The organism is Flavobacterium sp. LHD-85, from assembly GCF_030929595.1.
In the GTDB taxonomy this organism is placed as follows: Bacteria; Bacteroidota; Bacteroidia; order Flavobacteriales; family Flavobacteriaceae; genus Flavobacterium.
The window spans coordinates 233,819-256,647 of the sequence record NZ_JAVFVR010000007.1 but is presented as its reverse complement, the minus strand read 5'-3'; the positions used below and the strand labels follow the sequence as shown (position 1 = coordinate 256,647).

Annotated in this window: 21 protein-coding genes; 17 read left to right on the top strand and 4 right to left on the bottom strand. The window is 34.3% G+C overall.

From position 1 onward, the window contains the following. Positions 1-79 precede the first annotated feature (79 nt). Positions 80-784 carry a LytTR family DNA-binding domain-containing protein gene (locus RB618_RS14070; RefSeq protein ID WP_111377136.1) on the bottom strand — a complete coding sequence of 235 codons (705 nt, stop codon included), beginning with the start codon at positions 782-784 and terminating at the stop codon, positions 80-82. Then, positions 781-1,818 (bottom strand): histidine kinase, encoded by a 1,038-nt coding sequence (locus RB618_RS14065; protein ID WP_308069307.1) that lies wholly within the window; start codon positions 1,816-1,818, stop codon positions 781-783. The genes RB618_RS14070 and RB618_RS14065 overlap by 4 nt, the downstream gene beginning before the upstream one ends. Positions 1,819-1,989: 171 nt before the next feature. On the opposite strand from RB618_RS14065, the gene RB618_RS14060 reads away from it, so the two are divergent. The 6 genes from RB618_RS14060 (at position 1,990) to RB618_RS14035 (ending at position 10,919) form a co-directional block, all read left to right on the top strand. Beyond that, positions 1,990-3,375 (top strand): TolC family protein, encoded by a 1,386-nt coding sequence (locus RB618_RS14060; RefSeq protein ID WP_308069306.1) that lies wholly within the window; start codon positions 1,990-1,992, stop codon positions 3,373-3,375. A 12-nt stretch (positions 3,376-3,387) separates the two neighbouring features. Next, on the top strand, positions 3,388-6,675 hold the full coding sequence (locus RB618_RS14055) for an efflux RND transporter permease subunit (protein ID WP_308069305.1): 3,288 nt from the start codon (positions 3,388-3,390) through the stop codon (positions 6,673-6,675). A 260-nt stretch (positions 6,676-6,935) separates the two neighbouring features. After that, complete coding sequence (locus RB618_RS14050; protein WP_308069304.1) at positions 6,936-8,021, top strand: efflux RND transporter periplasmic adaptor subunit; 1,086 nt, start codon at positions 6,936-6,938, stop codon at positions 8,019-8,021. A gap of 422 nt (positions 8,022-8,443) precedes the next feature. Continuing rightward, the gene (locus RB618_RS14045) at positions 8,444-9,208 is read left to right on the top strand and encodes an Abi-alpha family protein (RefSeq protein ID WP_308069303.1); all 765 of its coding nucleotides are present in this window, start codon (positions 8,444-8,446) and stop codon (positions 9,206-9,208) included. Positions 9,209-9,321: 113 nt separating this feature from the next. Beyond that, positions 9,322-9,843, top strand: a complete 522-nt coding sequence (locus RB618_RS14040) for a DUF4365 domain-containing protein (RefSeq protein WP_308069302.1) — start codon at positions 9,322-9,324, stop codon at positions 9,841-9,843. After that, positions 9,840-10,919, top strand: a complete 1,080-nt coding sequence (locus RB618_RS14035) for a hypothetical protein (RefSeq protein WP_308069301.1) — start codon at positions 9,840-9,842, stop codon at positions 10,917-10,919. The genes RB618_RS14040 and RB618_RS14035 overlap by 4 nt, the downstream gene beginning before the upstream one ends. Positions 10,920-11,334: 415 nt before the next feature. Here RB618_RS14035 and RB618_RS14030 read toward each other — a convergent pair whose 3' ends face one another. Next, positions 11,335-11,568 carry a hypothetical protein gene (locus RB618_RS14030; protein ID WP_308069300.1) on the bottom strand — a complete coding sequence of 78 codons (234 nt, stop codon included), beginning with the start codon at positions 11,566-11,568 and terminating at the stop codon, positions 11,335-11,337. Positions 11,569-11,742: 174 nt separating this feature from the next. Between RB618_RS14030 and RB618_RS14025 the strand changes: the two genes are divergently transcribed. From RB618_RS14025 to RB618_RS14000, 6 genes are all read left to right on the top strand, one after another. Then, positions 11,743-12,060: a GIY-YIG nuclease family protein gene (locus RB618_RS14025; RefSeq protein WP_308069299.1), complete on the top strand. Its 318-nt coding sequence runs from the start codon at positions 11,743-11,745 to the stop codon at positions 12,058-12,060. Positions 12,061-12,206: 146 nt separating this feature from the next. Further along, positions 12,207-12,824, top strand: coding sequence for a hypothetical protein (locus tag RB618_RS14020; protein ID WP_308069298.1), 618 nt, complete (start codon positions 12,207-12,209; stop codon positions 12,822-12,824). A gap of 229 nt (positions 12,825-13,053) precedes the next feature. Continuing rightward, on the top strand, positions 13,054-13,389 hold the full coding sequence (locus RB618_RS14015) for a hypothetical protein (protein WP_308069297.1): 336 nt from the start codon (positions 13,054-13,056) through the stop codon (positions 13,387-13,389). 96 nt (positions 13,390-13,485) lie between these two features. After that, complete coding sequence (locus RB618_RS14010) at positions 13,486-14,280, top strand: AraC family transcriptional regulator (RefSeq protein WP_308069296.1); 795 nt, start codon at positions 13,486-13,488, stop codon at positions 14,278-14,280. Between the two features lie 265 nt (positions 14,281-14,545). After that, a complete protein-coding gene (locus RB618_RS14005) occupies positions 14,546-14,968 on the top strand; it encodes a DoxX family protein (RefSeq protein WP_308069295.1) in 423 nt (140 codons plus the stop codon). Positions 14,969-15,159: 191 nt separating this feature from the next. Continuing rightward, on the top strand, positions 15,160-15,504 hold the full coding sequence (locus RB618_RS14000) for a dimethylsulfonioproprionate lyase family protein (RefSeq protein WP_308069294.1): 345 nt from the start codon (positions 15,160-15,162) through the stop codon (positions 15,502-15,504). A 174-nt stretch (positions 15,505-15,678) separates the two neighbouring features. Here the strand turns inward: RB618_RS14000 and RB618_RS13995 are convergent, their stop codons facing one another. Beyond that, the gene (locus RB618_RS13995) at positions 15,679-16,113 is read right to left on the bottom strand and encodes a cupin domain-containing protein (RefSeq protein WP_308069293.1); all 435 of its coding nucleotides are present in this window, start codon (positions 16,111-16,113) and stop codon (positions 15,679-15,681) included. A gap of 126 nt (positions 16,114-16,239) precedes the next feature. On the opposite strand from RB618_RS13995, the gene RB618_RS13990 reads away from it, so the two are divergent. The 5 genes from RB618_RS13990 (at position 16,240) to RB618_RS13970 (ending at position 22,672) form a co-directional block, all read left to right on the top strand. After that, complete coding sequence (locus RB618_RS13990; protein WP_308069292.1) at positions 16,240-16,467, top strand: DUF2683 family protein; 228 nt, start codon at positions 16,240-16,242, stop codon at positions 16,465-16,467. Next, on the top strand, positions 16,457-16,612 hold the full coding sequence (locus RB618_RS13985) for a hypothetical protein (protein WP_308069291.1): 156 nt from the start codon (positions 16,457-16,459) through the stop codon (positions 16,610-16,612). Before RB618_RS13990 ends, RB618_RS13985 begins: the two co-directional genes overlap by 11 nt. Before the next feature lie 822 nt (positions 16,613-17,434). Beyond that, positions 17,435-18,028: a TetR/AcrR family transcriptional regulator gene (locus RB618_RS13980; RefSeq protein ID WP_111377152.1), complete on the top strand. Its 594-nt coding sequence runs from the start codon at positions 17,435-17,437 to the stop codon at positions 18,026-18,028. 249 nt (positions 18,029-18,277) lie between these two features. Next, positions 18,278-19,495: an efflux RND transporter periplasmic adaptor subunit gene (locus RB618_RS13975; protein ID WP_308069290.1), complete on the top strand. Its 1,218-nt coding sequence runs from the start codon at positions 18,278-18,280 to the stop codon at positions 19,493-19,495. Positions 19,496-19,507: 12 nt separating this feature from the next. Next, entirely contained in the window at positions 19,508-22,672 is a 3,165-nt protein-coding gene (locus RB618_RS13970; RefSeq protein ID WP_308069289.1) for an efflux RND transporter permease subunit, read from the top strand. Positions 22,673-22,829 lie beyond the last annotated feature (157 nt).

Below are 22,829 nucleotides of genomic sequence, written 5' to 3'. Positions count from 1 at the left end.
ATAATTTTTCTCTTACGATAACATGAAGGAATTACATTTTTTATCCGCAGAAAAAACTCTTTTAAAATCAAGTATTAAATTATAATTCGAGTTTTTTTAATCGGTCGGTAAGCTCTCTTTTATACGTAATTCCGATTGGAATTCTTTCATTTTTAATGACCACAAAATCTTTTTCCGTAGCATCAATTTTATCCAGCGCCACGATATATGATTTATGAATACGCATAAAACTCTTTTCTGGCAGGCATTTTTCAAACTCTGTCGTAGTTATCGAAGCTAGATAGGTTCTTTTTGTAGTATGAAGTTTTACATAATTACCAAAACTCTGTGCGTATAAAAGCTGATCCAATTCGATATCCATCAAATAGCCATCTACTTTTACACTTACTGAATTTACGGTTTCTTCTGCTTTTTGTTTTACGCTTTCGGTTGCAAAAAAACGATCAATTGCTTTTAGAAATCTTGGAAAATAAATGGGTTTCAGCAAATAATCAATTACGCCATAATCGTAGCTTTCAAGAGCAAATTCAGAATAGGCTGTAGTCAAAATAGTTTTAGGATGCGTTGGAAGAATTTTAAGCAATTCCATTCCCGAAATTTCAGGCATATTGATATCCAGAAACATTAAATCGACAGGGTTTTCTCTAAGATAATTCATCGCTTCAATGCCATTATATCCCTGAAAAACCAATTCTAACTGCGGATTCTGTTTGATATAATTGGCCAAAACATAATGTGCAGCAGGTTCATCATCCACAATAATGCATCTTTTTGTTTCTCTCATCCTACAAACTTTTTTAGCTGTATTTCTAAATCAACAATATAAACTTGTTTGTCGTCTTGAACATCCAATTTATAGTCTTTTCCATAAATCAAATTCAAACGTTCAATCGTATTTTTTAAGCCAATTTTGGTCGAAATCACATCATTTTTCTTCGGAATTGAATTGGCAACATGAAGATGCAATAATCCTTTTTCGACAGAAATTGTGATTTTAACAAAGCATCTTTCAATAGCGCAAGTTCCGTGTTTAAAGGCGTTTTCGATAAATGCAATTAAAAGCATAGGCGAAATTTTATACGCATTTTCGTTATCAACATTGCTTTCAAAAGTAATATCACATCGATAGCCAACACGCTCTTTTTCAAGCTGCACATAACTGTTTATAAACTCCAGTTCGTCTTCTAAAGATACACATTGTTTACTGTTGCTTTCCAACTGATAACGCATTAACTGCGAAACCTTCATAATTAAATCGGGCGTTCTGTCTGGAAACTGAAGGCTTATTCCGTAAAGCGTATTAAAAGTATTAAACAAAAAATGCGGATTTAATTGTCCTTTCAATGAATTCAATTGCATTTGATTAAACAATAAAGCCGCATCAGTCTGTTTTCTGTGAATACGATAAAACTTAAAGACAATAATCGGACTCAGAATGCAGACCAAAGTACCTAAAACGCTCGCCAATTGATACGCATAACTTCTCTGATGCGAGTTTTGGTACAAATGGCATTTGGCAAACATATCCATCCTTGTGATTTCATACAAAATGACAGAAAATACAAAAACTCCAAAAAGCGTCAGAATAATATAAGTAAAAGGTTTGTTTGCTTTGAATAAAATCGGAAGGATAAAAAAACGATTAAATTGGGCATGCAAGTATAAAATGCAATAAAAAAATACACCCATTGCAATAGAAACGAAGGAACTAAAGAGCATCCAGTCGTTTTTTAGGGTATATATTGTAAAGGAGAAAAGGACAACGGCAACCTCCTGCCACCATTTGTTATCCAGTATGTTATCAATTCTTTTGTTCATTCTTAATTGTGAAATAGTTTACAAAGTACGAACAAATATTTAATTATTTTTTTCAAAAAATGACCAATTCAATTCGTCATTTACTAGTGCAGTACATCACTTAACCTGACTTTTATCAGTATAAGAGAAATAAATTTGTTTCATCAAAAACATTTTATCCACCTTGAGTTTATGTATTTCAAAAAAATTACCATTTTATTTTTATTGATTTTTGCCTCAATCGGTTATGCTCAAACCCTGTCTTTAAAAGAAGCAATAAAGATAGGTCTTGAAAACTACGGTTCTATCCGAGCAAAAAACAATTACACCAATGCATCAAAAGAGACTCTAAAACAATCTCGCCGTGATTATCTGCCCAACTTGAATTTATCGGCACAGCAGGATTACGGAACCGTAAACGGACAAAACGGACCGTTGTATGGTTTTGGAGGTTTAGGAGTTGCTTCATCAGGACTTCCGTTACCAGAACAAAACTGGAACTCGGCATTTGGTGCGCTTTATTTAGTCAACATGAACTGGGATTTTTTCACCTTCGGAAAAACACAGGAAAAAATCAATTTATCTAAAATTGATGTTCAGGCTAAAGAAAAAGATTTGCAGCAGGAAAAATTCCAGCAGGAAATCAAAATTTCGGCTGCTTATTTGAATTTATTGGCAAGCCAAAGATTGCTGATTTCGCAGCAAAAAAACTTAGACCGCGCAGAAGTCTTCAAAAAGACAGCTGTTGCGAGAGTTAAAAACGGATTATTGGCCGGAGTCGATTCTACATTGGCAACTGCCGAAGTTTCTAAAGCAAAAATCGCTTTAAACTTAGCCCGAAACTTTGTTAAAGAACAAAACAACAAATTAGTCGATTTAATGGGCGTTGCGCCGCAGGATTTTGTTACCGATACACTTTTTGTAACTCAGATACCAAAAGAATTGGTAACCAAAGAAACTGCTACAGACAGTCTTCACCCTTTATTACAATTCTATAAAACCAAAATCGATTACAGCAATCAGCAGGTTAAATTGTACAAACGTTTCTATTATCCAACTATGAGTGCTTTTGGGGTTTTACAAACCAGAGCTTCAGGATTTGATAATTCGTACGCGACCAATCAAAATGCTTTTACGAGAAATTATTGGGATGGCGTAAATCCAGATCGTACCAATTATTTAGTCGGAGTTGGAATTACGTGGAATTTAACCACGCCTTTCAGATCAAGCAAACAAGTAAGCGCTCAGAAATTTGTTTCTCAAGCTTTGCAGGAAGAATACAATCAGGCTGATAGAGAATTGAAATCGCAGCTGACATTTGCCGAAGATAAAATCAAAATTACTTTGGAAAATTATGCAGAAGCGCCAATTCAGGTTGATGCCGCGCAAAGAGCTTACATTCAGAAATCGACCTTATACAAAAATGGTTTAACTGATTTGACTGATTTAACTCAAACCATGTTTACGCTAAATCGCGCTGAAATCGATCGAGATATTGTCAATAATAATGTGTGGCAGTCGTACTTATTGAAAGTCGCTGCAACAGGAAATTTTGACTTATTTATAAATGAATTTTAATTATAAATCCTAATGAATTTAATACGTTTTGCACTCCGCAAACCCATTTCCATTTTAGTATTGGTTGCGGGTCTATTTTTCTTCGGAATTGGTGCCATCAAAGACATTAAGGTAGACATTCTGCCAAAAATGAATTTGCCGGTTATCTATATTGCGCATCCGTTTGGAGGTTACACGCCAGATCAGATGGAGGCTTATTTTGCCAAAAACTACGTAAACGTTTTACCTTTCTCGAACGGTATCAAATCTGTAGAAACCAAAAATATTCAGGGGTTAATGATTATGAAATTAACCTATTATGAAGGAACCAACATGGCTCAGGCAGCTGCCGAGTTAAGTGCTCTTTCGAACAGAATCCAAGCGGCTTTTCCTCCAGGAACACAGCCTCCGTTTATCATTCGTTTTGATGCCTCTTCACTTCCAATCGGGCAATTGGTTTTGAGCAGTAAAATACGTTCAAACAACGAACTGCAGGATTTAGCCAACGTTTATGTTCGTGCTTCATTTACTGCAATTCCAGGTTTATTATCTCCAGCTCCTTTTGGCGGAAGCCCAAGAACAATTGAGGTAAACGTAGATCCAGATTTATTGCGTTCTCATAATATGACGCCTGACCAGATTGTTGATGCGATTCGTCTAAACAACCAAACGGCGCCTTCTGGAAACGTGCGTATGGGCGACAAAAACTATATTACACCAACCAACAATACGATTAAAGAAGTTAAAGATTTTGAACAGATTCCGTTATTCAAAGGTGGTGTTCAGAACTTAAAACTGGGCGATGTTGCCTCAGTAAAAGACGGTGCCGATATTACAGCTGGTTACGCTTTAGTAAACGGAAAACGTTCGGTTTACATTAGTATTGCAAAAGCGGGAGATGCTTCGACTTGGGACGTGGTTCAGAAATTGAAAAAAGAACTTCCTAAAATTCAAAGCACACTTCCTGAAGATGTAAACATTACGTACGAATTTGACCAATCGGTTTATGTAATCAACTCCGTAAAAAGTTTGATTACTGAAGGAATTATCGGTGCGGTTTTAACGGGATTAATGGTTTTATTATTCTTGGGTGACCGTCGTGCAGCTTTAATTGTAATTATGACGATTCCGATTTCGATTATTTCTGGAGTTTTATTCCTGAAATTATTCGGGCAGACGATCAACTTAATGTCATTATCAGGATTGGCTTTAGCGATTGGTATTTTGGTGGATGAAAGTACGGTAACCATCGAAAATATTCACCAGCATCTCGACATGGGAAAACCAAAAGCGCTCGCCATTTGGGATGCCTGTCAGGAAATTGCTTTACCTAAATTATTGATCTTACTTTGTATTCTAGCGGTATTTGCACCAGCATTTACCATGGTTGGTATTCCGGGAGCGTTGTTCTTGCCTTTGGCATTAGCAATTGGTTTTTCTATGGTGATTTCGTTCTTACTATCTCAAACTTTTGTGCCTGTAATGGCCAACTGGATGATGAAAGGACATGAAAAACACGCACACGGACCAGAAATTACAGATGATGAAGCTGAGTTTAACGACTGCGGTTTAACACCAGAATCTGAGCAAAATTTAATTGGTCAGAAAAAAGAAATGGTCGAAAGAGAAGATTTCAACAATGATGGAAAAGTAAGCGGTTTCGAGCGATTCAGAAATCGTTTTATGCGAACTTTAGACCGTTTGTTTGTTCATAAAAAAATAACGACTGTGACCTATTTGGTTGGAGCAACACTTTTAGCCATTGTGTTCATTAATTTTATCGGAAAAGACGTTTTCCCGAGAACCAACTCAAGTCAGTTTCAATTGAGAATGAGAGCAACAGACGGAACTCGTTTAGAAAGAACTGAAGAACAAGCTAGAATTGTTTTAAAAGAATTGGAGAAAATGGTCGGAAAAGATCATATCGGAATTACATCTGTATATGTGGGTCAGCACCCTTCTCTATTCTCAATCAACCCGATTTATCTGTTCATGGCAGGTTCTCATGAAGCGGTTTTCCAAGTGAGTTTAAAAGACTATCACGAAGACATGGATGATTTTAAAGACGAGTTTAGAGCAAGACTTAAGAAACAACTTCCAGACACTAAACTTTCTTTTGAGCCAATCGAATTGACGGATAAAGTTTTAAGCCAAGGTTCTCCTACTCCAATTGAGATTCGAGTGGCTGGAAAAGACAAAAAAAGAAACGAATTGTACGCGACTGAAATTGTAAATAAACTAAAAGCGATTTCGTATTTCAGAGACGTTCAAATTGGTCAGCCAATACATTATCCAGCAATGAATATTGATATTGACAGAACCCGTGCTGCCGAATTGGGAGTTGACATGAATGACATTTCGCGTTCGCTTGTAGCTTCGACTTCATCTTCACGTTATACCGAAAAAAATAACTGGGTTGACGAAAAAGCAGGATTATCGTATTCTGTTCAGGTTCAAGTGCCTTTAAATAAAATGAAAAGCAAAACCGATATTGGAGAAATTCCGGTATTGAAAAACTCGCTTCGTCCGGTTTTAAGCGACGTTGCCAAAATTACGCCAGGATTTGTGAGCGGTGAAAATGACAATTTAGGGGCCATGCCGTACATTACCGTGACAGCAAACATCTATCAAACCGATTTGGGGACGGCTTCAAAAGATGTGAGCAAAACAATTAGTGCCTTGGGTGAATTACCACGTGGTTTGTTTATCACGCCAATCGGACTAAGTACTGTACTGACAGAGACATTAAGCAGCTTGCAAACAGGATTATTGGTCGCTGTGTTTGTAATCTTCTTAATGCTGGCCGCTAATTTCCAATCGTTCAAAGTTTCGCTGGTTATTTTAACAACAGTTCCTGCCGTAGTTTTAGGAGCTTTATTAATGCTGACTATTACAGGTTCTACGCTTAATTTGCAATCGTATATGGGAATCATCATGTCGGTTGGGGTTTCTATTGCCAACGCCGTTCTTTTGGTTACGAATGCCGAACAGCTTCGAAAAATAAACGGAAACGCCTTAGAATCTGCGCGTGAAGCAGCAGCGTTGCGTCTTCGTCCGATTATCATGACTTCTGTTGCGATGATTGCGGGAATGCTGCCAATGGCAATTGGTCACGGCGAAGGAGGCGATCAGGTTTCTCCGTTAGGAAGAGCGGTTATCGGTGGATTATTATTTTCTACTTTTGCCGTATTATTGATCCTTCCGCAGATATTTGCGTGGGCACAAGAAAAAACATCGACACAATCTGTTTCTTTAGATCCTGAAGACGAAGAAAGTATCCATTATATCTCATCAATAAGTAAGTCAAAAGTTGGAAAGTAATAAAGTCATAAAGCCGAAAGTCATAAAGTCAAAAGTTATAACCTGTTGTGAGTAATTATTTTTTAACACATAGAAACATAGATTTTAGTTTTAAATAAAAAAAGGTAAAAGAAAAAACTAGTTTTCACACATAGCTATGTGCATTGAAACAAGTGAAACGCCTTTATCCGTAAAGAAGAGCTATGATTCTATGTGTTAAATTAAATTTTAAACACTTTCACTCAGAAGCTTAAAACATATTCATTATATAAAACCAAAAAATGAAAAATAACATTATAAAATCTACAGCGATACTATTTACAGCTTTGGCTGTACTAAGCTGTGAAAAGAAAAAAGAAGAACCTGTTAAAGCAGAAATCGAACCTAAAGTAGAAACTTTTGCTTTAGCGAAAGAAAAACTAACAACAGAATTGCGTTTGCCAGCCGAATTAACCGGTTTTCAACAAGTTGATTTGTATGCAAAAGTGAGCAGTTTCGTAAAATTATTGAAAGTTGATATTGGTACGAAAGTAAAAAAAGGACAGCTTTTGATTGTTTTGGAAGCGCCAGAAATCAGTTCACAATTGGCTGCAGCCGAATCTAGACTGAAATCTATGGAAGCGATTTACGCTACCAGCAAAAGCACTTACAACCGTTTGTACGAAACCAGCAAGGTGGAAGGAACAATTTCTAAAAACGATTTAGAAATGGCAAGCGGAAAAAAGAACTCCGATTACGCTCAACTTCAAGCAGCAATTGCAGCACATAAAGAAATTGCGATTATGAGAGGCTACTTAGAAATTCGTGCTCCTTTTGACGGCGTTGTAGCAGCTAGAAATGTCAATTTAGGAACATTTGTTGGCCCAGCAGGAAAAGGTTCAGATTTGCCTTTATTAACGATTCAAGAGCAAAGTAAATTACGTTTGGCGGTTTCTGTACCAGAATTATACACAGGATATTTACACCCAGGCGACGAAATGAGTTTTAATGTAAAATCTCTGCCAGATACTTTTACAGCTAAAATTACAAGAATGTCTGGCGCATTAGATTTGAAACTGCGTTCTGAAAGAGTTGAAATGGACGTTCACAACACCAAAGGAAATTTATTGCCAGGAATGGTTGCCGAAGTTTTATTACCGCTTAACGCGAAAGACAGCACATTTGTAGTACCAAAATCTGCCGTAGTAAGTTCTGCAGAAGGAATTTATGTGGTAAAAGTAGTAAACCACAAAGCAACAAGAGTTGACATTAAAAAAGGAAGAGAAATCGAAGATAAAATTGAAATTTTCGGCGACTTAACTCCAAACGATAAACTGGTAAAAATTGCCAGCGAAGAAACTAAGGAAGGCGATGTCATAAACGAATAATACCGATTATGTATTCAATACAGTCTAATAAAAATTAGACTGTTTTCATACTATATCGGTATTATACTTGAATGTGCTGGTACAAAATAAAAAGCATAATTCGTATAACCTGCGTTTAGTCTTCAATTTAGTGATTACCATAAACTGTACGCATTCTTAGGAATGCAAATTTAAAAATTTGCCTAAAAGGGCAGTTCTTCTTTAATTGGAGGGACTGTCCTTTTTTTTGCGGATATACAATAGTCCAAATAAAATCAGGTAAAATTACGTGATTATTAATCATAGTTAAATTTATATTTTTGAAAGAACAATAATCTATTATAATAATTTGTAATATAGCCAAATTCTAAAAATTACTTAATACCGAATATTATATTAAGTATTGAAAATAAAATTTAAATTTAGAAATTAATATATTAATTATGACAGGACTTGAAAAAATAGCAACTGATGAGGCAATAAAAGCCGTTGCAGAGAAATCGGAAAGTTTAATAAAAAGCTTATTTGGAAAAGCTTTTAATGAAACTGGGGAAATGATTGCAGATCAAGTAAAGTTAAGACGTTTTAAAAATCAAGTTTCTATATTCGAAAAAGCAGAAAAATATTTAAAAGATAAAAATATTGATGTTTTAAAAGTTAATCTAAAAGTCTTAGCACCAATGCTAGAGTTTTCATCTTATGAAGAAGATAAAAATTTGCAAGAGTTATGGGCAAAACTTATAACAAACATTTTATCAAAACCAACTTCTATTTTATTACAACAAAATTCAATTGAGATTTTAAATAAAATATCAAACGTTGAAGCTAAAATTTTAAATCACGTTCACCAAAAACTCAGACTTGAACGACAAAAACGATGCAATAGAGAAAATGATACAGAAAGGTTATTTTATGATAATAACAAAAATGTAAAACCAGAGGATCTTAGGTTAGATTGGTTTACTTTTGATATTAGTGAAATAGGCAAAGAACTAAACATTTCTTTGGATAATCTAGAAACTGATATTTCTAATTTGGTTGCTCTTGGAACTCTAAAATATGATACAGAAGTAGAAGTGACTTGTGCAGAAAAAAGTAGTGATGATCCTTCCGACACGTCTTTAGATATAGATTTGGATGTATCAGATTATACAAGTATTAGAATGACAAAATTAGGATACGTATTTGTAGAATTTTGTACACAATAAATCCATATGAATATATTCGTTTTTTATTAAGCTAACTGGATTATATTTTTATTCATATTTTGCCAAACCTAAAACATATGCCAACTTTGTAAATTGTCTAATCTTACATAAGCATGACCGAAGAACAAATTAAAGAACAATTGTCTAATAGATTTATAGGGATATTAGCAGCTAATAAAGGATTTGCTGTTGACAAACCTGAAATTGATCTTGGAATAGATTATACTTTAAAAAAAAGTTACCAATACACAAAACCTGATGGAACGCTTCGTTGGAATTTTGATAGTAGATATATCGATATCCAACTTAAAGCAACAACAGAAAATTCAATCATCTATGAAGCAAATTCAATAAAATATGATTTAGAGGTAAAATCTTATAATGATTTGATTGAAAGACAAACAAATGGCACAGCCCCATTAGTACTGATTTTATTTGTATTACCAGTAAATTCAAATCTATGGGTTGACATTAATAATAATGAAATTCGTTTACGAAAAAATGCATATTGGTATATTCCTCCAACAGGTTCAGGTTGGACATCAAATACTTCTAGGATAAGAATAGAAATACCAAATACAAATCTACTTGGAATCAACTTTTGTAATGATTTACACTCACTTTTTTATCCATGATAAACGATAACATAATATCATTTTTGGTCAATCGCGAATGGGAAGTTTCCAAAGTGAATAATGCATTTATTGAATTAAATCCGCCAGCTTACTTTAAATTGCCAGACAATTTTAAAATCTATGTACCTAGAAGTATGGATAAAAGTGATTCAAAGAATTTCATTAATAATATTTTCGAAATAATTGGTGAATTTTATTCACTAACACGTGATGATTTAAATGCTGTTTTACAAACTGAATCAACAGTTTTAAAAGTCAGAATTCATGATGAAAAAACAAAAGATGGAAAAATCTCATTAAATAGATTTGAAGAAGTAGTCGATAGTATAAGAGCTATACTTAGGGATACCGCAAGTTTTGTAATTGACCAAAATGTTACATCAACTAGAGTTCCTGAAGAAGTTTCTCGTTATTTAAATCTTTGTAATTTTTTGCAAACTGAGAAAGGAAGTTTTGTTGCAAAAATTCAGTTACCTAGTAAAGAATTAATCAAAGAAAGTGAATTGTTTGATCGTAATGAAGTTTATTCTGAACAAATCAATAAAAAGTTAATGGAAATACTAAACTTCATAAATAGTAACATTTTAGAAGGAGAAGTATATGCCTCTGAAGAATATCTTATTGAAAATGAAAGTCGAATAAATATTAAATTATTTAAGGATATCGAATCTTTTATCGATAAAGCTAATTTAAAAAATATTGATTTTACATTTCATAATATTCAGTATAGTAATATTTTAACAAATGAAAATATAACAAAACAAAAATTGCATAAGCTAACTCAATTTGTCGAACAAATTGAAGCATACTCATTTGAAGTCGGAGAATTTACTTTTAGTGGCAAAATTGTTGGTTTACATTCAAAAGATCCTGATGGACTTAAAAATAGTGTAACATACACTGCTCTACATCAGCAGATGGCTATAACGGTTACGGCAAATTTAGATAGTGAATTATATAAGTTAGCTATTGAAGCTCATAAGTTAAAACAAACAATTACAATTACAGGTATTGCAAAAAAGACAAAATCAAAAGCTAGATTTATAGAGATTTTGGGCCTAAAAGTTGAAGAATAAATCAATGTTATAAAAAAACCTTGATCTTAAAAAAATCGAGGTTTTTTATTTTAACTCTACTCCTAACTCAAATAAGGATTCAAAATCCCCCGCTAGCGCGAGCGTCTCGCTCGTGAGTCAAAGTTTATTTTTAAAAAATAATCCATTATGGATTTCCATAAAATACTAAAATTCAACTGCACTAACTTTCTCCATATTAATTATAAAACAATTTATTATGGCAAAAACAGCTGCATTTCACAGTGTAAAACAATCTGTGTATCACAACAACACCAGTTGTACAGAAGGAAACAACATTGAAAAAGTTAATCTTCGACCAGGAACTGGTGGGAAACCTCTTTGTAGTCATTGTAGTAGACTTTAATTTTTAAAGCCGCTTTAATAAGCGGCTTTTTTTTTTACTATCTAAAAAACATTAATCCTCACTCAAATAAGGATTCAAAATCTCTGCCAATTCATTGAGCCAATAATAATTGTCTTCAAAATTGGTTAGTCCAATTTGGAGGGTTTCGTGTTGTCGCATTACGCCGAGAGCTAAAATGCAATTTACTTGTCTTAAGATTTTAGTCCTATCTTCGGGATCTATAATATGGTTAAAAAAATCAATCAGCCTTGTTTCGGCTTCTTTGGAAAGGATTTCAACAAACATTTATCGCAGTTTTGTCATTTCGACTGAAAGGAGAAATCACACTAGAAATTCCGCAAAGTAAGTCGACAATCTTTGTCGATATGCGCGTGCGATTTCTCCTTTCAGTCGAAATGACAAATCGAACGAAATAAAAAAATGAAATAAAAAAACATGTATATTCGTACAAAAAAAACAATGTTTAATCCACAACTTGGCTTTCATAGTTATTACGTCTACATTATAACAAATGAACATCGAACATCTTTTTACATTGGCGTTACCAATAACCTGAAAAAAAGACTTTCAAAACATAAAGAAAATATAGACTTAAATATTAATAGTTTTGCAGCAAAATATAATATTCAGTTTTTAGTTTATTACGAAAAATTCACTTGGATACAGGAAGCGATCGCCAGAGAAAAAGAACTAAAAAAATGGCGAAGAGATAAAAAAATTGAATTGATAAGAAGTTTTAATGAAACTTTTGAATTTCTTAATTTTCATTTTGAATGATTTTATTTCAAATCTTTGCCGATCAACGAGTGTGATTTCTCGTTCCTCGAAATGACAAACTATACGTAAAAAACACCGACAATTCTAAACCCAGAATCTCTAAAAAATATTCCTATTTTTGAATATAAAATATCGTAAACTTTAACATGATTAACAGCATTAGTGATTGGGAAGAAAAGCAAAAAGGCTATTTAGTTGTATCTGTATTGTGTCTCATTTTTGGAGCTTATTTTTTTATCAAAGTCATCAGTGGAAGTTATAACATAGAACAGTCAGATCTTGAAGTTTATGAGAACCTGATCATTTCGCACGCTCCTAAATTCAAAGAAAGAAAAGGAAAAAGAAGCAAAAAATGGATAGAATTTAACTGCATTGATAATCAAAGTACTTTTGAAATTACTGGTGATGACTATAGTTGTGTTAATAAAGAAGAACTTCTAAATGAAATAAAAACTGGAGATACCATCTCAGTTGCTATTTTAAAATATGATTTGGATGATTTCAACACGCAAAGTACTTGTGGAATTCATTCGCTCATAAAAAATGATAAAGAATACCTCGATCTTAGATGCAGAAATGAAGAAGACACTGGAGGAGGAAAAAGGGTTTTTCTGATTTTGTTTTCGATCTCAATTTTGACAGCCATTGTATATGCTCTTCCTAAAAAACCTAAACTTTTTGATAAAGTCGATCCTATATTGCTAGTTGGAATTGGATCAATAGTACTTGCATTCATTCTTAATTTGATTACTTTAGAATTATAGCGAATGAATAAAAACCCAAAAACATTAAAACAAAACCTTGATCCATAAAATCAAGGTTTTTATATTTTATTGAAATCTTTGCCTCAAGTCGAAATAAGAATTGAAAACCTTACGCAAATTATTAAGTTAAAAACCCTATTTTAGTATAAAAAAAACTTCTAGGGGTAATGTTAATAAAATTTGCGGTTTTAAATTTACAGCCCTCGAGACAAATTAAATACCACTTCTTATGCCAATAACAAAAAAAATTGTAGAATTAACGTCCAAAAATTACAACACCAATATTAGTATTTTGGGCGATTATGAGAATAGCAACAATACTTCAATTCTTGACGATAACAACGGAACAATCTTAGTTGTTGCAGATCGCGACCAATTCTATTTCAAAGATCAGCACCGCAATCTCTGGCTTTCGGTTCTAGATCCCTTTCATATAGATGGAAAACAGTATCATCCCGAACTTGGAGATTCTTATACGCTCAATCATGGCGTTCAATACAGTTTTACAACAAAAGAGGCAATTGTAGAAATGGCTTCCCATTATTTTGAAAAGCATGCAGATTAATATTCTGTCGTGAGAAAACAATTTCTTTAAATGCATAACTTTACAAAATCTTAGCTCCCGATTGCGATCGGAATTGTGCATAAAAATCAAAAACAAATGATTGATATTAAGACGTTTGATCAGGCAGAAGATTTAAAGCATCCTAGACGCGTATTAAAATATGTGCTGCTGTTTTGCACATCGGGCGAAATAACGCTTTCGGTAGACGAAAACGAATATCTAATCACCAAAAATTCGGTCTTAACGATAACGTCTGGTCAAATTCATTTTATAAAAAACAGCAGCAATGCAACCGGATTTGTTCTAGAATTTACTTATGATTTCTTCTGCAAAAATGATAATGATATCGAACTCATTTTTCACAACAGCTTGTTCTGCCATTTTGCAATGAATGAAGTGATAAAAGTAGATGACGAAAAATTGGTTATTGATGCTTTACAGCTTATTCAGCAGGAAATTGCCCAAAAACCGTATCAATACCTCATCTCTATCCATTCTAGAATTCAATTGATTTTAATCGAAATCAATCGTTCTAAAATAAAACTGGGAGAAGAAATCTACAAACCAGACGCTTTGTTTCTTCATTTTCTGGAGGCTATTCGAGGGAATTTTGACAAAAATCTTTCGGTAAATGAAATTGCCGATTTAATTGGCACAACCGAAGCCAAATTAAATGAACTCTCCAAACTGCATTGCAACAAAACCGCACAAAATATCATCTTTGGATTGATCATTTCTGAAGCAAAACGTTTGTTTACGTACGAGAAATTATCGGTAAAAGAAACCGCTTATGCTTTGGGCTTTAATGATCCTTTCTATTTTTCGAACTTCTTTAAAAAACACACTAATATTTCTCCAAAATCTTATAAAGAGAAAGTTGTTCAGCTGTAACGTTTTTTTCTTTAGTATTGAAAATTGCTCGCAATCCCGATAGCTATCGGGAGCAGAGTCGCAAAGCATTTTCTTTAAGCTTTATTACTAAAACTTTGTGACTCTGCGACTTTGCGAGATTAAATAAAAATATTTTGACTTTGTTTCTATTTGCAATCGCATTGTACTCAAAAACATAATTACATGCTTTTCCTAGGATTCTCTATTCTTTAAAAAGCACCGCCACCCGATCTTTGTATCTGATTAATTACTAATAAAATAGTTTATGAAAAGATATCAAGATTATGCCATTTTGCTTTTACGAATTGCAATGGCAATTGGATTTTTATCTGCTGTTTCAAGTCGGTTGGGTTTGCTTGGGAAACAATCTTCGGGTTGGAAAAATTTTCTGGCTTACGCCGAAAGTGTAAATTCTTTTTTGCCAAAAAGTTTCATTCCGTCAATCGCAATTATAAGCACTTTTCTAGAGTCTTTATTTGCTGTTTTATTGCTGATTGGATATCAGACCAGAAAAACTGCTCTCGGCGCTTCTATCTTAACTTTTCTATTTGCGCTGGCAATGACTTATTCCTTCGGAATAAAAGATCCTCTTGATTATTCTGTATTTGTCTTTTCTATGGGCGCTTTTCTCTTAGCAACCGTTGAAAAATACCGATGGAGTTTGGATGAATATCTTTTAAGAATCTAATAACTCCTTTGGTTTACAAAAAAATCTAACACATAGAAACATAGATTATAAAATATTTGAAAAAGATAATTTAAAAAAATCTAGATTTTCACACATAGCTATGTGAAACGTCTTTATAAGTTTACAAACTCTATGTCTCTATGTGTTTAAAATAATTATCCAATAACTTAACTAATTAAATTTGAATACATATGGAAACTAAAATCACAAAAAGCGGCGAATTAGAATGGAAACCACTTCAAGAAGAAGGTGTAAAAACAGACGGAATTTATGCTAAAGTATTACGCTTTGATGCCACTACTAACCGCCCTCCTACTTTTCTTTTAAAGTTTGAACCCGGTGCTTCTTATCCAAATCACGTGCATCCCGCAGGCGAAGAAATCTATGTTCTAGAAGGCGAAGTTCGCTCTGGAAAAGACGAATTAAAAGCAGGCGATTATTTGTATATGCCACCCGGAAGTACGCATTCTGTATTTTCTAGAACGGGCTGTACGCTTTTGTTTATAATTCCTGAAGAGGTTGTCATTTTGAAGTAAACATAATATTTAGCAGCCAACCTCTTTAGCTGGAGACTTATTCGTAATTCTTTGTTTAGGCTTTGGGCAAATGTATTTTTGGCTAAAGCCTTTTTCTATTACTAAATTATTAACCTCCAGCTAAAGCAGGAGGCAATTTAAATAATTACATTTTTTGAACTTCTATTATGATCTTTACCTCAAATCCTTTTTAATAACCAAATATTTCAAATCGGTTTTCCCTGCGTTGCTAATTCCATGCTCTGCATTTGGCGGACAATAGAAACTGGTATTTGGGCCAGCAGTAACGGTTTTCCCATCAAGGAAGAATTCGGCGGTTCCTTCTAAGATATAGAAAAACTCTTCTTCAGGGTGGTGATGTGGCGCGTGCGTCGATTTTCCAGGTTCGACAATACTCATTTTTAAAGTGTTTTCTTGAGTGAAATCTTTATTGGCAAACCAATATTGGTAACCTACTTTGGTTTTCGTTGCCTTGTCTATTTCAAAATGATTAACACAGTTTTCGATTGTGTATTGCGGTGTTGCGATTTCTTTTTTGGTTTCCTGAGAAAAGGTTTGTTGGAAAAATAAGACTGCAATTGTGGTTTTTAGGATAGTTAGGGTTTTCATTTTTTTATTGTAATGTTACGAAAAATTGCAATTCGTGGTAATGAAGAAAGAAATAAATTATAGAGATTAACATAGAAATTAGACTTTTGTCTTAACTTTGTTTATCAACTTTCGTAAATTAATATCATGCAAGCAATTAATATCACAGCATACACAGAAGACGCCTCTCAAATTGAAGCTGTAAAAGCTTTTATGAAAGCATTAAAGATCAAATTTGAGATAGCAAATGTAAAACCTTATGAGCTATCTGAAGAACAACAGAATATATTAAATGATCAAGTTGTTTCAGATAAAAACCTTTATACTGATGCTGACTCTGTATATACCGATTTAAAAAAGAAGTATGAATTATAAGATTATAGTTTCTCCAATTGCATTAAAAAATATTGAGGAAGCCGTTGAATATTATATTTTAAAAGTTAGTAAAAAAGTTGCCCTAGATTTTCTTAATGATTATAAAAAGGTTTACAAAGCCTTACAGATAAATCCTTTTTATTAATTTCACGATACTAATTATCGTTATCTTCCATTTAAAAAATTTCCATACGTGGCATTTTTCATAGTTGATGAATTGTCAAAAACGGTATTTTTAAATGCTATTTTTCGTACTTCACAAAATCCAGAAAAATATCCTGTAAGATAGGAATTATCGATTATAATTGAGGCTTCGACTTCGCTCAGCCTGACAAAGATTTTGCAATTTCTTTTTACGTATTTTTTAGTTGCCAAATCCAATCTTTATCGATTCGCACCTGTGGCTCTTCGTTCCATAAAATGACAAACTGAACGCTAAAATTGTATCCTACAAAAGTCCCAGCGGGACGAAATATTTATAGAAATATTAATCCCGTTTTGTAAGAGCCCCAGAGGGGTGAAATATTTTTTGCATCTATAATAATTAATATGTCGCTCCGCTGGAGCTTTTGTAAACCTCATATGAACAATCTATAAATATTTCATTCCTCTGGAATTTTTAGAGAAAATTGTTCCTCTTAAACTTTCTCAAAGTTTGAAATTTTGTCGAAGTTCTAATGAAAAAATATAGGTTCTCTCCTAGCCCCGATCGAAATGGCATCTTTTTGTGGTGGGGTTCACCACAAAAAATAGAATGAAGAGCGGGACAAATGGTTCTGAAAACCAAAATAGATCTGCTCCTTAAAAAAATTATCTCAACAAAAAGTCTAATAAAATAAGGACTTCGCATAGAATTTTAAAAACACTTATTGCACGATAAGAAAATATTATGATAAAAATATTTTGAAATTCGAAAATCCGCCATACATTTGCCTAACAGTGTTAAACGATTTAATACTTGAATACAATGGCTAGCAAAGATCGAATTTTAAGACAAAAAGAAGAGACAAGAAATAATATTCTTGGCGCTGCTTATGATATCGTAAAAGATGAAGGCTGGAATGGTTTGAGTATGCGTAAAATTGCCGACAGAATCGAATATACTGCTCCTATTATTTATGAATATTTCTCGAATAAAGAAGCAATACTAGAAGAACTGACAGGCAAAGGTTTTTTAAAACTGGCTAAAGAGTTGCAGACTGCAAAAGACAAGTTTGAAAAACCCGAAGATCAGTTAGAAGCCATGTGGATGACTTATTGGGATTTCGCTTTTACTAATACTGAAATGTATCAACTTATGTTTGGTGTTCAAATGACGTGCTGTGCACAGCGATGTTCGGCTCAGGAAGCACCTTACAAATTGTTTACTGGGGTTATTGCTGAAATTATGAAGGACAGCAATCCTAGTGAAGATATCATCAAACAAAAATATTTTACTTTCTTTTCTGTTATTCATGGTTTAATCGCCATCAACATCATTAACAAAAGTGATATTTTAGAAACAATAAATGCTCAGATTTTGAAGGATGCTATTACTGGTATCATCAAATCTATACAATAAAAAAATTTTTCAATTTTACTTAACAGTGTAAAATGATTTAAACGGGATAACATAAAATCCTTTTTTTTATAACTTTCGCTTAACACTGTTAGAAAATTTAATCAAGGTAATAAAAGCTCTTTTTTTAGACTTTTACTTAACAACGTTAGATAATTTAATACTGATTTTGAATAAAATTGGAAAGGCTTAACTGTATAGAAATTTGCGCTCTTTTACTTAACAACGTTAGATAATTTAATTCAATTAAATATGAATCCCGAGAATGCCAGAATGCCCAAAGAATTAATCCGAGAAAATGTTCAACCAATTAAAACCACTATGAAAATGAAAAATGTAATTATAACCAGTTTTATTCTGGCCTTAGTTTTAAGCAGCTGTGCCGACAAAAATCAGGCGTCTACTGCTCCTCCTCCACCAGTTTTGCCAGTATTGGCTATTACAAGTGCCAACACCACAACTGACTCTGAATATCCTGCTTCTATACAAGGAACTGTCGATGTTGAAATTCGCCCACAAGTAAGCGGAAACCTAGACAGAATTTATGTAGACGAAGGTGCTTATGTAAGCAAAGGACAAACTTTATTCAAAATCAATGAGCGTCCGTACCGCGAGCAGTTAAACAATGCATTAGCAAGTCTGCACGCTGCAGAAGCGGCTTTGATCAACGCAAATTTAGAAGTTGATAAATTGACTCCACTAGTTCAAAACAAAGTAGTTTCTGATTATCAATTAAAAACAGCTAAAGCTTCACAAAAAATTGCTACTGCCAATATCGAACAAGCAAAAGCAATGGTTGGTTCTGCAAAAATTAATTTAGGATATACTAATGTTACAGCTCCAGTAAGCGGATACATTGGAAGACTGCCTAAAAAACAAGGAAGTTTAGTTTCTGCTACAGATGTTGAACCTTTAACTACTTTATCAGATGTACACGAAGTATTTGCTTATTTCTCTTTGGGTGAAACTGATTTCATCAACTTTAAAGAGCAATATGCTGGAAATTCACTTGGTGACAAAATCAAAAAACTGCCTCCAGTTACTTTGATCTTGGCTGATAACAATGCGTATCCTCAAACTGGAAAAATTGATATGGTTGACGGTCAGTTTGATAAAACTACAGGCGCGATCACTATTAGAGCGACTTTCCCAAATAAAGGCGGGGTTTTACGTTCTGGAAACACAGGAAGAATCCGTTTAGGATTAAACCACGACGATGCCATTTTAGTTCCTCAAGCAGCAACTGTTGAAATGCAAGACAAAGTATTTGTTTTCACTGTAGGCAAAGACAACAAAGTGACTAAAATGCCTATTACCGTTGTAGGTAAAAGCGGTACCAACTATTTAATTAAAGAAGGTGTAAAAACGGGTGACCAAATCGTGTTAAGCGGTATTGACAAACTTCAGGACGGGCAAGCGATTCAGCCTGAAAAATCAACTAAAGTTGCCGAAGTAACTAATCAAAAATAATTCTAAAACACAATGTTCAAAATATTTATACAAAGACCTGTACTGGCAACCGTAATTTCCATTTTATTGGTAATTCTGGGGGTATTGGGTTTAACTAAACTGCCTTTACAACAGTTTCCTGATATTGCGCCTCCATCGGTTTTGGTAACGGCGGTATATCCGGGAGCCAACGCAGAAACGGTTTTACGTTCTGTGGCACCTTCTATCGAAGAATCTATAAATGGTGTAGAAAACATGACATATATGAGTTCTACAGCTAGTAACGACGGTACTTTGGCTATTACAGTTTTCTTTAAACTGGGAACTGATGCCGACCAAGCAGCGGTTAACGTTCAAAACCGTGTAGCGCAAGCAACTAGCCAATTACCAGCCGAAGTTGTACAGCAAGGTATTGTTACCGCGAAACAGCAAAACAGTTTCATCATGGCAATTGGTATGTACACGGATGATGAAGCAAAATACGATCAGACGTTTGTTGCCAATTATGCACAGATTAATATTATTCCAGAATTAAAACGTATTCCGGGTGTAGGTTCTGCAAGTATTTTTGGTGGTGTAAAAGATTACTCTATGCGTGTTTGGTTGAATCCAACGCAAATGTCTGCTTACAAAGTAACTCCAAACGAAGTTATGGGAGCTATTCAAGACAAAAGTTTGGAAGCGGCTCCAGGTAAATTTGGAGAGCGAAGCAAAGAAGTTTTTGAATACGTTATTAAATACAAAGGGAAATTAACTAAACCAGAAGATTATGAAAATATTGCTATACGTTCTAATGCAGATGGCTCAGTACTTCGCTTAAAAGATGTTGCGAGAGTTGAACTTGGAGCATATTCTTACAACAGTTTAACTCGTTTAAATGGTAAAAAAGGAATTGTAATTGGGGTTATTCAGTTGGCTGGATCTAACTCAAATGATATTCAGATTGCCATTAACAAAATGATGGAAAAGGCTTCAAAAGATTTTCCAAAAGGCATCAAACACAATATTTTCTATAGTACAAAAGTATCTCTTGACCAATCTATCGAACAGGTTGAGCATACCTTAGTAGAAGCTTTTATACTGGTATTTATTGTGGTATTCATCTTCTTGCAAGATTTTAGATCAACATTAATCCCGGCCATTGCTGTACCTGTAGCAATTTTAGGAACGTTCTTCTTCATGCAGTTATTCGGATTTTCGATCAACCTTTTAACGCTTTTCGCATTAATTCTGGCGATTGGTATTGTGGTCGATGATGCCATTGTGGTAGTCGAAGCGGTGCATGCGAAAATGGAGCATAAACGTTTGTCTCCAAAAATCGCAACCCATGAAGCAATGCACGAAATAACGGGTGCTATTATCTCGATTACGCTGGTAATGGCTGCTGTATTCCTGCCGGTTGGTTTTATGGAAGGCTCAACAGGAGTTTTCTATCGTCAGTTTGCCTTTACGATGGCAATTGCAATTGTAATTTCGGCAGTAAATGCCTTAACATTAAGTCCGGCGCTTGCGGCATTATTCTTAAAAGATAATCACGGAGCACACGATCACGATGCCCCTCACGAGAAAAAAGGATTTAAAGAAAAATTCTTTAGTGCTTTCAACAGCAGTTTTGAATCGCTTACAAATCGTTACGTAGGCGGACTTAAATTCTTAATCCGAAGAAAATGGTTGAGTTTAGGCGGATTAGCTTTAATTACTTTGGCAACAGTAGTGATGGTAAAAACAACTCCTGCAGGGTTTATTCCAACAGAAGATCAAGGATTTATTGCTATTGCAGTAAATACGCCATCTGGAACATCATTGGACGGAACTCAAAAAGTAATGACCGAAGCTGAGAATACTTTAAAATCATTAGAAGCTTCTCGATTTGTAACCGCGATTTCAGGTTTCAACTTATTGACGAATTCTACAAGTCCATCTTCTGCTGTAATTTTCGTGTTGCTTAAACCAAACGAAGAACGCGGAGAAGTTAAAAACATTGACGAATTCATGAATCAGGTGCGAGGCAAACTGGGCGGAATTTCTGGCGGAAGTTTCTTCGTATTCAGTTTCCCAACCGTTCCCGGATTTAGTAACGTTGAGGCTTTAGATTTAGTGCTGCAAGATAAAACGGGAGGAAAACTGGATAAGTTCAGTGGTATTTCTCAAAACTTTATCGGAGAGTTAATGAAACGTCCGGAAATTGCAGTTGCTTTTACTTCTTTCAAAGCAGATTATCCACAATTGCAATTGGAAGTTAATGACGAAAAAGCAAATCAATTGGGTGTTAATGTAAAAGACATTTTACAAACCATGCAAGCGTACTTTGGTAGTGCACAAGCATCTGACTTTAACCGATTTGGTAAATATTACCGTGTGGTTGTTCAGGCTGATATCGAAGACAGAGCAGATCCAACAGCAATTGACAGAGTTTTTGTAAAAAACAAAACAGGCGAAATGGTGCCAATAAATACATTAGTTAAACTGACTCGTATTTATGGTTCTGAAACCGCTTCCAGATACAATTTGTTTAACTCAATTTCTATTAATGCCATTCCGAAACCTGGATTTAGTTCTGGAGATGCCATTAAAGCGATTGAAGAAGTAGCAAAACAACAATTGCCTGCAGGTTACGGGTTTGAATTCTCGGGCCAAACTCGTGAGGAGATTTCTTCCGGAGGTCAGTCGGCTACAATTTTCTTACTGTGTTTGATATTCATTTATTTCCTACTTGCTGCACAGTATGAGAGTTATATCCTTCCTCTAGCGGTTATTTTATCAATCCCTGCAGGTATTTTTGGAGTATTCGTTGCTATTGGTTTAACTGGAATTGAAAACAATATTTACGTACAAGTTGCTCTTGTCATGCTGATCGGACTTCTCGCCAAAAATGCCATCTTGATTGTGGAGTTTGCGGCGCAGCGAAGAAGATCTGGACAAGGTTTAGTAGCAGCTTCAATTATGGCAGCAAAATTACGTTTGCGACCAATTATCATGACGTCTCTTGCTTTTGTGGTTGGTTTAATACCAATGATGAGTGCCAAAGGTCCATCTGCACAAGGTAACCACTCGATCAGTATTGGGGCAGCTGGAGGGATGCTTTCAGGAGTAATTCTAGGTTTGTTTATCATTCCTGTTTTATTCATCATCTTCCAGCATTTACAAGAAAAAGTGAGCGGGAAACCAATCGCTGTAATTCATAACGAAGAAAAATAATAAATGGAAAACTATATAACGACAATCCTTGTTGCCATCATATTTGGCATCGGATATATATCGTACAGAATCTCAAAAGATCTTGAAACTAGAAAAGATACTTGTACAGAAATTTAATCTGCTAGTGAGATTTAAAAAAAAATATTTTAACACATAG

Bases quoted from the DNA above. Each gene is read 5' to 3' on its own strand.
- RB618_RS14070 (WP_111377136.1), bottom strand. From the start codon at position 784: ATGAGAGAAACAAAAAGATGCATTATTGTGGATGATGAACCTGCTGCA.
- RB618_RS14065 (WP_308069307.1), bottom strand. From the start codon at position 1,818: ATGAACAAAAGAATTGATAACATACTGGATAACAAATGGTGGCAGGAG.
- RB618_RS14060 (WP_308069306.1), top strand. From the start codon at position 1,990: ATGTATTTCAAAAAAATTACCATTTTATTTTTATTGATTTTTGCCTCA.
- RB618_RS14055 (WP_308069305.1), top strand. From the start codon at position 3,388: ATGAATTTAATACGTTTTGCACTCCGCAAACCCATTTCCATTTTAGTA.
- RB618_RS14050 (WP_308069304.1), top strand. From the start codon at position 6,936: ATGAAAAATAACATTATAAAATCTACAGCGATACTATTTACAGCTTTG.
- RB618_RS14045 (WP_308069303.1), top strand. From the start codon at position 8,444: ATGACAGGACTTGAAAAAATAGCAACTGATGAGGCAATAAAAGCCGTT.
- RB618_RS14040 (WP_308069302.1), top strand. From the start codon at position 9,322: ATGACCGAAGAACAAATTAAAGAACAATTGTCTAATAGATTTATAGGG.
- RB618_RS14035 (WP_308069301.1), top strand. From the start codon at position 9,840: ATGATAAACGATAACATAATATCATTTTTGGTCAATCGCGAATGGGAA.
- RB618_RS14030 (WP_308069300.1), bottom strand. From the start codon at position 11,568: ATGTTTGTTGAAATCCTTTCCAAAGAAGCCGAAACAAGGCTGATTGAT.
- RB618_RS14025 (WP_308069299.1), top strand. From the start codon at position 11,743: ATGTTTAATCCACAACTTGGCTTTCATAGTTATTACGTCTACATTATA.
- RB618_RS14020 (WP_308069298.1), top strand. From the start codon at position 12,207: ATGATTAACAGCATTAGTGATTGGGAAGAAAAGCAAAAAGGCTATTTA.
- RB618_RS14015 (WP_308069297.1), top strand. From the start codon at position 13,054: ATGCCAATAACAAAAAAAATTGTAGAATTAACGTCCAAAAATTACAAC.
- RB618_RS14010 (WP_308069296.1), top strand. From the start codon at position 13,486: ATGATTGATATTAAGACGTTTGATCAGGCAGAAGATTTAAAGCATCCT.
- RB618_RS14005 (WP_308069295.1), top strand. From the start codon at position 14,546: ATGAAAAGATATCAAGATTATGCCATTTTGCTTTTACGAATTGCAATG.
- RB618_RS14000 (WP_308069294.1), top strand. From the start codon at position 15,160: ATGGAAACTAAAATCACAAAAAGCGGCGAATTAGAATGGAAACCACTT.
- RB618_RS13995 (WP_308069293.1), bottom strand. From the start codon at position 16,113: ATGAAAACCCTAACTATCCTAAAAACCACAATTGCAGTCTTATTTTTC.
- RB618_RS13990 (WP_308069292.1), top strand. From the start codon at position 16,240: ATGCAAGCAATTAATATCACAGCATACACAGAAGACGCCTCTCAAATT.
- RB618_RS13985 (WP_308069291.1), top strand. From the start codon at position 16,457: ATGAATTATAAGATTATAGTTTCTCCAATTGCATTAAAAAATATTGAG.
- RB618_RS13980 (WP_111377152.1), top strand. From the start codon at position 17,435: ATGGCTAGCAAAGATCGAATTTTAAGACAAAAAGAAGAGACAAGAAAT.
- RB618_RS13975 (WP_308069290.1), top strand. From the start codon at position 18,278: ATGAATCCCGAGAATGCCAGAATGCCCAAAGAATTAATCCGAGAAAAT.
- RB618_RS13970 (WP_308069289.1), top strand. From the start codon at position 19,508: ATGTTCAAAATATTTATACAAAGACCTGTACTGGCAACCGTAATTTCC.